The sequence below is a fragment of the Candidatus Oscillochloris fontis genome, assembly GCF_004138135.1.
GTDB classification, from domain to species: Bacteria; Chloroflexota; Chloroflexia; order Chloroflexales; family Chloroflexaceae; genus Oscillochloris; species Oscillochloris fontis.
Genome location: NZ_RYFD01000025.1, coordinates 23,565 through 37,450, shown reverse-complemented (window position 1 = coordinate 37,450; position 13,886 = coordinate 23,565). Strand labels below are relative to the sequence as shown.

At 60.3% G+C, this 13,886-nt stretch carries 11 protein-coding genes; 3 read left to right on the top strand and 8 right to left on the bottom strand.

All coding sequences use genetic code 11. The features are described 5' to 3' along the window. Positions 1 to 56: 56 nt before the first annotated feature. From acs to prxU, 5 genes are all read right to left on the bottom strand, one after another. Entirely contained in the window at positions 57 to 2,147 is a 2,091-nt protein-coding gene (gene acs, locus EKD03_RS10840) for an acetate--CoA ligase alpha subunit (protein ID WP_129630464.1), read from the bottom strand. A 28-nt stretch (positions 2,148 to 2,175) separates the two neighbouring features. Then, positions 2,176 to 2,949, bottom strand: a complete 774-nt coding sequence (puhE, locus tag EKD03_RS10835; RefSeq protein WP_238613487.1) for a putative photosynthetic complex assembly protein PuhE — start codon at positions 2,947 to 2,949, stop codon at positions 2,176 to 2,178. A 53-nt stretch (positions 2,950 to 3,002) separates the two neighbouring features. Beyond that, positions 3,003 to 4,514, bottom strand: coding sequence for an MFS transporter (locus EKD03_RS10830; protein WP_129630463.1), 1,512 nt, complete (start codon positions 4,512 to 4,514; stop codon positions 3,003 to 3,005). Positions 4,515 to 4,630: 116 nt separating this feature from the next. Further along, positions 4,631 to 5,356 carry an LppX_LprAFG lipoprotein gene (locus tag EKD03_RS10825; protein ID WP_238613486.1) on the bottom strand — a complete coding sequence of 242 codons (726 nt, stop codon included), beginning with the start codon at positions 5,354 to 5,356 and terminating at the stop codon, positions 4,631 to 4,633. A 53-nt stretch (positions 5,357 to 5,409) separates the two neighbouring features. Next, the gene (gene prxU / locus EKD03_RS10820) at positions 5,410 to 6,003 is read right to left on the bottom strand and encodes a thioredoxin-dependent peroxiredoxin (RefSeq protein ID WP_129630460.1); all 594 of its coding nucleotides are present in this window, start codon (positions 6,001 to 6,003) and stop codon (positions 5,410 to 5,412) included. A gap of 237 nt (positions 6,004 to 6,240) precedes the next feature. Between prxU and EKD03_RS10815 the strand changes: the two genes are divergently transcribed. The 3 genes from EKD03_RS10815 to tatC are packed head-to-tail and all read left to right on the top strand — an operon-like array spanning position 6,241 to position 8,829. Then, positions 6,241 to 7,353 (top strand): glucosaminidase domain-containing protein, encoded by a 1,113-nt coding sequence (locus tag EKD03_RS10815; RefSeq protein ID WP_161569241.1) that lies wholly within the window; start codon positions 6,241 to 6,243, stop codon positions 7,351 to 7,353. Positions 7,354 to 7,405: 52 nt separating this feature from the next. Beyond that, positions 7,406 to 8,050 carry a twin-arginine translocase TatA/TatE family subunit gene (locus EKD03_RS10810; protein ID WP_129630455.1) on the top strand — a complete coding sequence of 215 codons (645 nt, stop codon included), beginning with the start codon at positions 7,406 to 7,408 and terminating at the stop codon, positions 8,048 to 8,050. Continuing rightward, complete coding sequence (gene tatC, locus EKD03_RS10805) at positions 8,047 to 8,829, top strand: twin-arginine translocase subunit TatC (RefSeq protein WP_129630453.1); 783 nt, start codon at positions 8,047 to 8,049, stop codon at positions 8,827 to 8,829. The genes EKD03_RS10810 and tatC overlap by 4 nt, the downstream gene beginning before the upstream one ends. 17 nt (positions 8,830 to 8,846) lie before the next feature. Here the strand turns inward: tatC and EKD03_RS10800 are convergent, their stop codons facing one another. From EKD03_RS10800 to EKD03_RS10790, 3 genes are all read right to left on the bottom strand, one after another. After that, on the bottom strand, positions 8,847 to 9,602 hold the full coding sequence (locus tag EKD03_RS10800) for a 3-hydroxybutyrate dehydrogenase (RefSeq protein ID WP_129630451.1): 756 nt from the start codon (positions 9,600 to 9,602) through the stop codon (positions 8,847 to 8,849). Positions 9,603 to 10,039: 437 nt separating this feature from the next. Further along, complete coding sequence (mgtE, locus tag EKD03_RS10795) at positions 10,040 to 11,065, bottom strand: magnesium transporter (protein ID WP_129630448.1); 1,026 nt, start codon at positions 11,063 to 11,065, stop codon at positions 10,040 to 10,042. 410 nt (positions 11,066 to 11,475) lie between these two features. Next, on the bottom strand, positions 11,476 to 13,569 hold the full coding sequence (locus tag EKD03_RS10790) for a CHAT domain-containing protein (RefSeq protein ID WP_129630446.1): 2,094 nt from the start codon (positions 13,567 to 13,569) through the stop codon (positions 11,476 to 11,478). Positions 13,570 to 13,886: the final 317 nt, after the last annotated feature.

Below are 13,886 nucleotides of genomic sequence, written 5' to 3'. Positions count from 1 at the left end.
CCTTGTTTGTAGTGCCGGGTGGTGTGGGTTGAAGACCGAGCACCCAGCACTCAGCACTACTTCAGGATAATCCGCGCATCCAGCACAATTGCCCCTTCACCTTGATTATGGACGACGAGTGGGTTGATATCCATCTCCACAATTTCGGGGAAGTCCATCACCAACTGGCTAACCCGCAACACCGTCTCTTCAATCGCCGCAATATCGGCGGGTGGCTCGCCGCGCACCCCACGCAGGAGCGGGAAGGTACGAATGGAGCGCAGTTGCTCATCGGCCTCTTGTTCACTAATCGGCGCGAGGCGGAAGGCGATGTCCTTGAGCACCTCAACATAGATCCCGCCCATCCCCACGCCAATCAACGGGCCAAACTGGGGGTCACGGGTGACACCGACAAGGATCTCGCGGCCTTTGCGCACCATCTCCTGCACCAGTACGCCCCAGATCCGTGCGCCGGGGCTATACTTGCGCGCCCGATATTCGATCAGTTCGTAGCTATCACGGGCGTTCGCTGCATCGGTAATACCGACCCGCACCCCACCAATGTCGGTCTTGTGCAGAATATCGGGGCTACTGATCTTCATCACCACCGGAAAACCGATCTCAGCCGCGATCTGGGCGGCCTCATCGGGCGAACTTGCGAGGCGGCTCTTGGGCAAACGCATACCGTAGGCATCAATCACCTCACGCGCCTCGATCTCACCGAGTTCCACCCGCCCCGACTCGCGCACACTCGCAAAGAGCGCCCGCACCCGTTCCTTATCCACCTCAAAGATACGGTAGGTCGGTTCAGGACGGTCGCGCCATTCGGTGTAGCGTACCATAGATGCCAACGACTGCACTGCCCGTTCAGGGAAGGTGTAGTTAGGAATAAAGTTCGCACTCAACATCTCTAGGGCGGGACCAAGGCTATACGCACCCATAAAACTCGTCACTACCGGCTTATGATGCAGTTGCGAAAGCTGAATAATCACCTCACAGGTTTCAATCAGGTCACTCTGCGCTTGCGGAGTAAGTAGGACAATCGCCGCATCAACCCCCGGATCAGAGAGCGCAGCGCGCAAACCAACCTCATAACGGTCGCTACGCGCATCACCAATGATATCAATCGGGTTGAAGAAGTTAGCCGTCGGCGGCAACTTCGCCTGGAGCGCCGTCACCGTTTCGGGAGCAAACGTCGCCATCTTCAGGCCACTACGCTCCACCGCGTCAGTTGCAATAATGCCGGGGCCACCCGCATTGGTGATGATCGCAACCCGATTGCCCTTGATCAGTGGTTGGTAGGCGAAGAGCATCGCCAGATCGAACAACTCATTCATCGTGCGGGCGCGCAAGATGCCACTCTGCTGAAAGGCCGCCTCATAGGCAGCCTCGGAACCAGCCAGCGAACCCGTATGCGAAGATGCGGCGCGCGTTCCGGCGGCAGTCGTCCCACTCTTGATCGCAATCACCGGCGTATTTTTGGTCACCTCGCGGGCAGCAGCCACAAAGCCGGGGCCATCGTTAATCCCCTCCAGGTACGCCAGAATGACCTTACTGTGCGGATCGTGGTTCCAGGCATGCAGTAGCGCCACTTCGTCCACATCAGCCTTATTGCCTAACGAGACAAAGCGCGAGAAACCGATCCCCTGCGCCTTACTCCAATCGAGAATCGCGGTACACATCGCACCCGACTGCGACATCAGCGCAATCTCGCCCTTAAAGGGCATCAGGGCCGCGAAAGAGACATTCAGGCTACTCACCGTATCAATGATCCCCAGGCAGTTGGGGCCAATCATACGCATGCCATACTGTTGCACCTTAGCCAGAAGTTGGCGTTCAAGCTCCTTGCCTTCGCCACCAACCTCCTTAAAGCCCGCCGTAATCACCACCAGACCGCGCACCCCCTTCTGACCACACTCATCCACCACCGCCAACACCTGTTGTGGCGGAATGACGATCACCACCAGATCGGGCGTTTCGGGCAGACTCAAAATATTCGGGTAGGCAGGCCGACCGAGAACACTAGTCGCGGAGGGATGGATGGGATAGACAACACCTTGGTAATCATTCTCAATAATATTCTTGAGAACCACATGCCCGAGGCGGTTCGGGTTGGGCGATGCACCGACGACGGCAACCGATTTGGGCGAGAAGATGGTTTCAAGCATATATTCCTCCTTACCTCGCTCGCCGCAACTACTCGACAACCTGCCGGGTCGTACTCGCTAACCGGACGGGCAGGAGCAACAACCAGTGCTCAATCGCGCCCAGCGTAACAACACTTGCAATCAGCGCTAGACGCACCGCCACCGGGGCAGGCGCCAAGGAATCTGCGGTGAGCCAAAGCAGGCCCGCCAGCAAGGTCGAGACCGAAACCGAAGGCAGGAAGAAACAACTAGGCGCATGTCGTGCCCAGAAACTGCCGAGATAGCGCAGGTGCGACGGAAAGAGATCAACCTGGAGCCACGGCACACCGAGCAGGACGTTCAGCTTTGCACTGTGTTGGAGTGCCCAACTCAGGCAAAAGACGATGAAGCCCACCCAGTTGGTGGCGTCGCTGAGGGCGACGAGCATCAGGATGATCTCGGCCAGACAGGCCAATTCGTGATAGAGGTGGGTGGCAAGGGCATAGCCCAACCGGCTGAAGCCCCGTGCGTGACTCGGACAATCACGCTTCCATGGGCCACTGAGGATGCCACTGTAGAAGGCAAGTTCGTGCCACGCCCAGATCAACATCCCCGCCATGAAAGCCTGATAGGCTCCCAGGGTACTCAGATCGTGGCGCGACACAACAAGTTGCCAGTGTGCCAAACCGAGGAGCGGCAGACTAAAGATCAACCCCAAACGCGCCGCACGTGGGCCACGCTGGTTAAGGCCCATCACTCCGGCGGTGAGGGCCACCCAGAGTAGCACCACCGCCAACGGTGGGTACAGGTAGGTCTGCGCCCACACGGGCGGCTCAGGGAGCATAGATAGGTATCCATGACATTAAAGACAGTCACCCGCAATGGATGGTAACACGCTCAGGGTGAGGTGTCAACGCGGGGATGTGGGCGCATCCCCCACGCCGCAAGCAACGCCAGCGCTAACGCCACCGCACCGAGCAAGAAGGTCTCACCCACCACCTGCGCCGCGACATCCATCAGGAAGCGCGCCGGGTCGCTCGTCACCAGCGGGTTATCCACACCCGCCCGGCGCAGCGCGTCCTGGCGTGGCACCCCGTAGAGCGTGAGGCTGGCCACCCCGGCGGTCATGCCCACTAAGCGCAGAGCGATCACGAGTGCCGAGGCGCTGCCGCGCTGGGTGCTGGTGGCAGCCTGCATCACCGCCTCGGCCACCGGCGAGATGAGCAACCCCAAGCCGGTTCCCGTCAGGGCGAGTTCGAGGCCCATCGTCAGGTAGGTACTGTCGGTGTGCCAACGACTCATCAAGAGGGTGCCGAGTAGTGCCAGCACCAGACCAAGAATCGCGGGCGGGCGCGGGCCGAAGCGCCCCGCCAGCGCACCGCCGGGGATGGCGGCCAGCGCCATCGTCAACGTGAGCGCCGAGAGCATCCACCCGGCGTCCCAGGCCGCCCGGCGTAGAATGTCGGGGGCGTCGGGGAATTGCAGCGCCAGCCGGGTGTTGATGAAGAGCGGGACGTTGGTGATCGCCAGCGCCAGGGTAAAACCGACCAGCACATTCACCACGCATGCCAGCGCCGATGATCGCTGCTGAAAGAGGTGCAGGTCAATCAAGGGATGGGCACTGCGCCGTTCCACCCAGACAAACGCGGCCAGCAGGAGCAGCGCGAGCAGCACCAAGGGCAGCGCGTAGGGCGGCGGGCCACTGCGTTGGCCATAGAAGTCGGTCGCCCCCAGTTCGCCACCGGCGGCCAGCCCAATATTGAAGGCGATCAGACTGGCGCTGATCAGCACCGCCCCTAGCCAATCGAAGCCACCCTGATCGCGCTGGTGCGCCACCCCGCGCAAGGCCCACCACGTAAGCGCGAGGGCAAGCAGGCCAATCGGCAGATTGAGCCAGAAGAGCAAGCGCCAACTATCGAAGGCGCGCATCAGCACACCCCCGTAGAGGTGCCCCACCATCCACCCCGCCGTATCCACCGCCCCGATCACACCGAGCGCCAGCGCGCGCCGCGCCGGGGGAAAGAGATCACTCGCCAGCGCCATACTGATTGGCACCATCGCCCCAGCCCCAAACGCCTGCACCACCCGCGCCAGAATGAGCATATCGAGGCTGCCCGCCGCTGCCGCCATTCCCGACCCAACCACAAAGATGCTCAGACAGATCAGATAGACCCGCCGCCGCCCCAGCAGATCCGAGAACCGCCCCATGAAGGTCATGCTCACCGTGTAGGCCAGCAGGTAGCCACTGACCACCCAGGCCGCACGGTTCAGATCGGTATCAATCGAGACGCGCATGTCGAGCATAACCTGAGGCAGCACCGCGCTCACCACGGTGAGATCGAGCGCCCCCAGGAAGATCGCGAGGCAGATGAGCGCGAAGGTGAAGGCCGGTTTGTTGTGAGTATTCACACTTCTCCTAGCATCCCGGTTTTGACGCCAAGACGCCAAGACGCAAAGGCTGCGATTGGGGTCTCTATTGAAAACTTTGCGTCTTTGCGCCTTTGCGTCAATCAGCGTGTGCAGCGTTACGGTTTGGCACACTCCGCCGGAGCCCGCACCTCAATCTGCTTCCCATAATCGCTGAAGGTCAGCGTCCAGGTGGTCGGATTAGTCGCATCGCTGGCCGTATCCACCAGCACCATCTTGGTGGCCCGCATCGTCGTCTGGTCGGCCCAAAGGTCGAGCGCCACCGGGCCAGTACCGAGCATCCCCATACTGATCGGCAGCAGCTTCTCACCAGAGATCGTGCCGCGCAGATGGTAACTCAGCACCCCATTCAGATCCTCGCTGCCAACCAGCGTCACTTCATCAAAGCCATTCTGGAGCAGTTGCTCAATCCCAACCTGTGGGTCAAAGAGCACCGCCGGATTGAAGCCATCACCCTCGGCCAAACAGCCCCACTCACGGGTGAGCGGATTGGTCATATACTGCTGGCCCGCTACCGACGCAGTACGGATCTCAGCCACCGCCGATCCAGTCGTCACAGTCAGAATGGAGAGCACACTATCGGGGCGTTTGAGATCGCCCTCGATGCGGGTGAGCGTAAAGGCACTCACCATGATCGGCTTGCCGGAGAGATCAATCGTAAAGTGGGCACTCTCAGCCGCCTGGGTCGCCCGACCAATCGCCGCACCAAGTTCGCGGGGTGTCGGGGTCGGAACGGGGGTGGCGGTGGGCGTGGGTGGTGCTGCACTACAGGCAGCCAGCAGAGCGAGCAGCGACACGAACAGGAGGGATAATCGGTTGCGCACAGTGACCTCTTCAATCGTGGCTCCTCACTCCATGGTGAGGAGCCACAAACATCCTACGGTTTCCAAACCTCCCAGACCTTGCCGACCAAATCGGGGCCGGGCTTGAGCGTTGTCTGGCCGGGCTGCCAACCAGAGGGCGTTACTTCGCCGGTGGCGCGCACATGCTGGAACGCCTTGATCTGGCGAATCAACTCATCAGGATTGCGCCCCACTTCGGGAGTAATCACCTCCATCGCCCGAATCAAGAAGTCGGGATCAATGATAAAGCGACCGCGAATATCCACACCCGCCGCTTCGTCATACACCCCATAGACCGTACCCACTTTGCCGCCGGCATCGGAGAGCATGGGGAAGGGCACGCCACCCTCAACCATCTTTGAGAGTTCCTGCTCCTGCCAGATCTTATGCACAAAGCGGCTGTCGGTACTCATTGCCAGCACTTCCACACCCAGAGCGACCAGTTCCTGATACTGAGCGGCGACCGCCGCTAGTTCAGTCGGTCAGACAAAGGTGAAGTCACCGGGATAGAAACAGAGCACGAGCCACTTACCACGATAGTCGGAGAGCTTGACCGGACGAAAGCCGAAACCGGGCACAAAAGCACTCGACTCGAAATCAATCGCTTCTTGTCCAACCCGTGCGAGCATAGGAACCTCCCTTATCTGGGGCGTTAGCGACGGTGCGGACGTTGCCGCCACACCCGGTACAATAGGGCCACGCGAAGGCTTGACACAACCATCTCTCAGTTCTGCCACGTTCGGTCTCCTTCAGGTGGATGGGGGTACAATGACCAACCAGCACCTCCTACGACCTGCCTCCTTGTCATGGCAGGCATATTCGTAGATAATTCTACCACCGCTGGATACCGCGCATTGGAGATGATCATGCCCAATTTCTCACCGGATACCGAACATTGGTGGCGTGAGCGCGGTGAACCGCGTGCGCTGGCCACGTTACTGGCCCTCGCGTTGAGCCTGTTTCCGCTTGTGCTGCTTGATCTACTCAACCTGCACCAAGCAGGCCGGGTGGCTCTGGTGCTGGCATGGATCGCCAGTTTGCTCCTTATGGCCCGTCTGCCCGGCATCCTACGCCCGGAGGGCCGTCGCACCGTGGTGCTGGCGGTAGTCTTGCTGGCCACCCTCGGTGTCAGCCTGAGTCTGGGCTTCAAGACACCTGCGGCCAACGCCGCTGAGGGTCTGACCTTCAAATCAAGCCCGCGCATCTCCCAAGATAGTTTCGTGGCCATTTTGCAACGCGCCGGTTCCCCGGCGGCGGCTGATGCGGCCAATCTCTACACGATCATTGTCTCCTATGGTCTCGATCCGGCTGTCGCCCTGGCCTTCTTCCAGCATGAATCCTCGTTCTGTTTGGCCGGTGCCTGCGCCAATAACGATCTGCACAACTGGGGCATGCTGCGTCGTGCGATCAAAGCCGAACGCAGTAGTGGGCGCGTGAGCGGCTTTGCGCGTTACTACTCGTGGGAGGATGGCGTGCGCGATTGGTGTGAACTCATCCTCTACCGTTATGTCAATCGTGGTCTGGATACGGTCGAGAAGGCCATCCCGGTCTATGCACCCAGCAGCGACAACAACGTGCCCAGTGCCTACATCAACACCATCCGCCGCGTGGTGGCCTCGTGGTCAGGGCGGCGCTTCGAGCCGGCCCCTGATCTGCACTCCTACACGAGTAGCCTCGATCAAGCCCTGGTCAGCGAAACCTTTATGTCAGCGGGGATCACCTACCACCCCAACTGGGCCTTCCACACCTATATGCTCGAACAAGCACGTCTCGGTCGTCCGCTTGGCCCGCCGCTAGACGACAGCCGGGTTGTTACGGTGAGTGGCCAACGCTATGCAGTGCAGGTCTTCGCGCAGGATACGCTCTACACGCCATTGGCCGAAGAGGAAGAGAACACCAACTGGTCGGATGTGCGCCGTCTGAGCGATCTGCTGGTGAATACCACCGCAACCCCGGTCGCTACGCCAGAGGGGGAGTGATATGGTAAGATACCCGCATTGACCAAAGCAGCCCACACCCAAGAGTAGCACTATGGAGATCTTCAACATTGGCATCCCTGAGTTCCTGCTGATTGCCGGGTTAGCCCTGGTGATCTTTGGGCCAGAGCGATTGCACCAGGTGACCAACTTCTTGGGTAAGCAGGTCGCTAAAGTGATGGCGTGGCAGCAGAATTCGCCTGAAGTCCAGGCATTAAACCAGATCCGCACTGAGTTTGAGGGCGAAATTGCCAGCCTGCGCGATGAGTTGCTGCGTACCCGCAATCAACTCGATGTGAGTAGGAATGTGACGGCGCTCAAGGAGGAGTTGCGCCCGCTCGTGGATCTGCGCGGTACGCTGAATGGGGCCACGAGCAAGCTCGCCGAACCAACCCCAGCCACGCCAAGTAGCCCGGCACCTGCGCCGACCCTCCCCGACTCCGCCGTGGGAATCTCGCCCCCCAGCGTGCGCAACGATCCCGTCCTGGTGCGCCCGATTAACGCAGTACCCGCCGCTGGCCGCCCAACCAAGAACTTGCCCGCCCCACTCTCGGTGGTGCCCAGCAACGATCTTGAGACCCGCCTAATCGAGATGAGTGCCGATCTGCACGCCTTGATTGCCGAGCTTCAGGCGCGGGGCCACCTCAACCCCGATTGGTCACCGAAACCACCTAGCACGGATCAGGAGCCGGTTGCTTGACTACCCAATCCAAACCGAATCCTACCCAGATCGCCGAGCAAGAGCCATCCGAAGCCGAGATGGGCTTCTTTCAACATCTGGGCGAATTGCGTAAACGCCTCGTCAAAGCCTCGATTGGGGTGCTGATCGGGATGCTCTTCGGTCTCTTCTTGGTGCTGGGGCCACCCCAATTGGTCGACCTGATCATCACGACCTTTGCGCCAGTCAATCCGATCTATGCCCCGGTGCAGTCGGTGGGCACCACCGAGACCTTCACGAGCTATATGTCGGTGGCGCTTACCGTCGGCTTCATCATCGGTATGCCGGTGATTGTCTACCAACTGCTGGCCTTTTTAATGCCTGGGCTACGCAAGCACGAGCAGCGCATGATCCTTATTGCACTGCCCTTTGTGACGCTCTTCTTCTTAGGGGGGATCGCCTTTGGCTGGTTTATTACCGTCCCCACGGCGATCCGTTTTTTGATCGGTTTTTCTAACTCCGAGTTCATTCAGACCCAACCGACGCTCTCCGATTTCCTCAATACCGTCACCACGCTGCTGCTGATCAACGGGATCGTCTTTGAGTTGCCGGTCATTATCTATGTACTGGCCTTTATGGGTGTCGTAACCGCCGCGCAACTCACATCGTTCCGCCGCTTTGCGGTGGTGATTGTGGTGATTGTAGCAGCGATCATCACCCCCACGGGTGATCCGATCAACCTCGCGCTGCTGGCGATCCCGATGTATCTGCTCTACGAGGTGGGGGTGGTGATGGCGCGTTTTGTGCCCAAGCAAAGGTGAGGGCCATGACACAAACCCTACCGCGCCGTCCAACCCAAGGCCATCTCAAAGACCGAACCGCTCATGCTGCTGGCGGCAGGTGAACAGAGGAAGTTGACCAACTCAGCCACTTCACTCGGCTCAATCAGGCGCTTAATCGCGGCTGGTTCGAGCATCACCCGCTCGATCACCTCGTCTGGGGAGATGTTGCGGGTACGAGCTTGGTCGGCGATCTGCTGCTCGACCAGTGGGGTGCGCACGTAGGCCGGGGCGATCAGGTTGACGGTGATGCCATACGGCCCACCCTCCAGTGCGGCGGTGCGGGTGAGGCCGAGCATACCGTGTTTGGCCGCGATGTACCCCACCTTAAACGGCGAGGCGCGCAGGCTGTGGATTGAGCCAATATTGACGATGCGGCCCCACTGCTGGGCCTGCATGTCCGGCCAGACATACTTGGTCAGCAAAAACGGCGCAGTCAGCATGACCGCGATCATCTGCTCCCAGACATCCTCGGCGAAATCGGCAATCGGGTTGATAGACTGAAACCCGGCATTATTGACCAGAATATCCACCGGGCCGAAGTGCGCCTGGGCCGCCGTGACAAGTGCGCGACACGCCTCGCGCTGGGCGAGATCAGTGGGCACAAAGAGCCCCCCAATCGCCTGCGCCACCGCCGCGCCCTCCGAGTTGGGCAGATCGGCCACCACCACCCGCTGCCCCGCCGCCGCCAGACCTTCCGCTACCGCCCGCCCGATCCCGCTCGCCGCACCAGTAACAAGCGCAACCTTGTGCATAGAGAGCCTCCGGTGGGGGTTCGGGGGCGGCTTCGCCCATTACCATGAACTTTAGCCACGCTTGGGGCTGCGCCCCAGACCATCTCTTTTCTCGTATGGTGGCGGCTTCGCCGCCACCATACGAGAAAAAAAGTTCTTCGGGGGCGGCTTGCCGCCTGACTACATGTAGAAGGCAAAGATCCAGACCGCAAACATGAAGGCGATCAGCAACGTGAGAACGATCAGCGTCAGCACGCGGCGGATATCGGTAGTAATCTCAGGCATTGCTCATTCTCCACACGAGATTTCAAGACAGATCGCACGACTAGCCTCTATTGTACCCCCAAAGTCAGGATCTGTCACAGCAGACTGGTGGGGGTGCGGGGGCGGCTCGCCGCCCCCGCAGATCTTTATTTTGGTATGTTTTGGCGGCTTCGCCGCCAAAACATACCAGAATTCTACAGATACCCCATCTGCAAGGCCAGCATCCCCAGGCTCAAAAAGATAAAGAAGCCACACACATCCGTCACCGTGGTGACAAAGATGGACGAGGCCAGCGCGGGGTCAATCCGCAGCACCTTGAGGGTGAGCGGCACCAACACCCCGGCCAACGAGGCCAGGATCATGTTGCCCATCATCGCCACCCCCACCACCAAGCCCAAGGCGGGAATGCCCTTCCAGAGCCAACCCAGCACACCCACCAGCAACCCAATACAGATCCCGTTGCAGATGCCGATGGTCAGTTCGCGCAGCAGAATCTTACCCGCGTTGGCCATACGTACCTCACCGAGCGCCAACGAACGCACAATGAAGGTGAGGGTCTGGGTGCCGGCATTGCCGCCTTGCCCGGCCACAATCGGCATAAACGCGGCCAGCACCGCCGCCTGGGCGATCACATCCTGAAAACCACTCACCACCGAAGCGGCCAGAAAGGCCGTGGCGAGGTTGATCGTCAACCAGAAGACACGGTCGCGGGCGGCGCGCTGGATGGGGCGCGAAACCTCCTCATCCTTATCCACACCCGCCAGCAGGTACATATCCTCGGTCGCCTCTTCCTCCACCGCATCGAGCAGATCACCGGCATCGAGCGCCCCGACCAGCCGCCCAGAGGCATCAATCACCGGTAAAGCGGCCAGACCCGAATCGCTCAGGATGCGCGCCTGCTCCTCAGTCGGAAGATCTTCGGGCAGCGCCACGAGGCTAGGGTTCATCAGTTGCTCAACCCGCGTCTCCGGTGCGGCCACGACCAATTGGTGCAGGCTGAGCGTGCCAATCAGACGACCCGCCTCACCCGTGACAAACAGGTACGACGCGCTATCCGCATCGGGGCGCATCTGGCGCAGCGTATCAATCACCTGTTGCGCCGTCGCGTGGCGCGGAAAACTCAGCGCAGGCGCGTAGGTGAGTCCATCATTCTCGGCGGCAAGCGGGCGTACCACGGGCGCGGCAATCACGCCCTCAACGGGGGTGCGGAATGCGATCATGTGTCCCTCCAGCAAATACCGACCGTGGCAGCAGGGCCACAGACGGCGCGGAGCGACCTGGATGAGCCAAGGGGAAGCAAAAACCCCGGCGTCTGCCGAGGCGGGGAGGAGTATGGGCGCTGGCGGCGCCCACTGGAGGGCGAACGTCAGACAACCAAGATCACACCCGCACCTAAGCAAGCGCACATTGCGTGGCCTAGCAGGTCGCGATGGCTTTGTTGATGACTACCTTCCATATGCCTTTTGGGTAGGCTCCTGTAGCTTGTGAGAAGAGCGTCGCTGCCCTGCAATACTCACCAACAACCGCCCAAGCGGTTGCGCCACAGGCGCGTGAAAGAGTGGGATGGTTGCCCAACCCGTTGGGCAGTATAGATCGTTGCGTGGGGGATGTCAAGGGAAGATCTTCGCCCCTACGCAATGATCCCCTTACGCACCTTGCGCAGCTTGCCCGTGATCGCATTGATGTAGCCATTCTGCATAGCATCCAGAATGTCCAGGGCTTGATCAATACGCTCACGTGCCAGTGCCGGTTTGCCCGCATCCAGCGCCTTGATCGCCTGCGAAATGCGCAGGGCGGCCTCGTCCCGCAGATCTTCATCCACGTTACGCGCCACCGAGACACGCCGCATCAGTTTCTGGAGTTCTTTGATGGGGTCAAAGCGATCTGATTCATCGATCAGATCTTGCAGGGCATCCAGATCAATATGAGCCGCCCCACGCTCACCCGTGTAGTTGTAGGTCTTGATCACATCACCACGCGCAATATCGCCCTGAAAATTGATCTCACCGATCTGATTGCCCTGGCCAAAATCAATCAGTGGACTGTCACCACGCATCGCATCCACCATCATACTGATCGCTGGCGGAATAGGTTGCGGCTCTGGCGCAAAGAGCTTGGTATTGAAGGCCAAACTGGAGATAATCCACTTCATCTGGCCAATCAGACCGGCTCCACGCGGAGCAACACGCAGCACCAGCGGATCAATCGCGCCGCGCTCATAGTAGCCGCCCTCCGGGCGCGGCTGGAGCAGCGCAACGTGGATGCTTGTATGGCGGCGTGTACGCTTAGGGGTGAGCGAGAAGGTCAGCAGGGGCAGATCCGCCCCCGGCATGACCTCGGCATCAACATATTCGCGATCCAGTTCAAAGTCGGGAGCCGCGATCTTGATCCGTACCGGGGCTGGACGGGGCAAACCATCGGCATTGGTGGGGAAGGTGAGCGACATCTCCCCACCATGCACATCGTCCTGGGTAATCTCGGCCCCCGATTCAGTGGTGATGGGCAGACGGTCGCGGAAACCGGGCGAGTTAGGCAGGCAGAGTTGCACCAACAACTCAATCGGATCGCCGACAAACGCTTCGGCGGGGGCGGCGGCATCGAGGCGGCGGCCCTCCACATAGGGCGCGGCTGGATCATTGGCCTGATCGGGCCAGATCCGGCCTTCACGCAGGCGGGTGTAGAGCACCGGCATCCACCAATCGGTCTGCCCACGCACATCAAGGCGCGCATGCGCCAAGGCGCGATCCACCACCCCATCGTGCAGCAGTTCGCGGAAGAAGACCGGCAACATACGGTTGATGGTGGCGATAGCGACATTGCCCTGCATCGCCAGCACTGCCGGAATCCCCGCCTGGGCGATGCGTGGCCCCAGCGCGGCCAGCGCATTGGCGTAGCCATCCCCGGCACTCTCGCAGGAGGCGAGCAGCACCATGCGCGGGCGGTACTCATCAACCAGCCCGGCGAGCAGATCCACCAGATCGCTCCCCGCGCACACCTCGGTCTTGCCTTGGGCATCGGCCAAAAAGAGCTTGGCTTCCTGTTTCGCAAAGCTGCCATGCGCCACGAGGTAGAGGATGTCGTAACCAGGAGCAGCACGCAGCATGCGCCCCAAGGCATTCAGGGTAGACTCGCCCGCTTGGGGGGTGAGCAGATCCACGGCCAGATCGGGCGCAGCGGTGCGGAGGCGTTGCAACTCGGCAGATGGATCGAGCGCCGCCAACCCGAAGCGGCTCAAATCATCGGGGTTGGCCACCACCACCAAGACCCGCAACGCACTGCGTGGGCGCAGCATGATCGCGCCATAAGCCTCGGCACTGACATAGCGGGTGAGGAGAAACCGCGCGTCCAACCCCAACGGTTGTTGGGTAAGCGGATCAACCAGGCACTCCCAGCGTAGCGTGTGTAACTCCGGCTCAGTCAGGTGCAGGCGGATGCGCATGGTATAGCCCGCCTCGCGGGCCGCCGTCATGCGGCTGGTGCATGCCCCAAACGCGGCAGCATCGGCGAAGAGTTGGCTACTCAATGCCTTCCCATAAGCGAGCGCATCATGTTCAAGGCTCTTCAAGGCGCTACGATCCAGCGCCACCGAGAGCGGCCCCACCACATCCTCACCCTGATCGCCGGGGCGGGTGTAGCGCATGCGCAGCCCCAAGCCATCCGCAAAGGGGAATAGTTCCAGTTCGAGGTCGGCGATCTGGTTGGTGGAAGTGGGTTGGTTTGGCATGGGTGTAGTATAGCATAAATGGTGGTATTCTAGTACCTTCGTAACTATTCACACTTGGGGTAAAAGAAACGTTATTGTTCACGCGAAGTCGCGAAGGCGCGGTAATTGTTCACAGTTCTCCTAGCATTCCGGTTTGACGCAAAGACGCCAAGGCGCAAAGCCTTCAACAAAACCTTGGCGTCTTTGCGCCTTTGCGTCAATCAGAAGCTTCCTTTACCCCAAGTGTGAACAGTTACAAGACGCGAAGGTTTTGATGAGGGTCTATCTTGAAAACGTTGCGCCTTAGCGCCTTTGCGTCAAAACCGGAATGCGAAGAT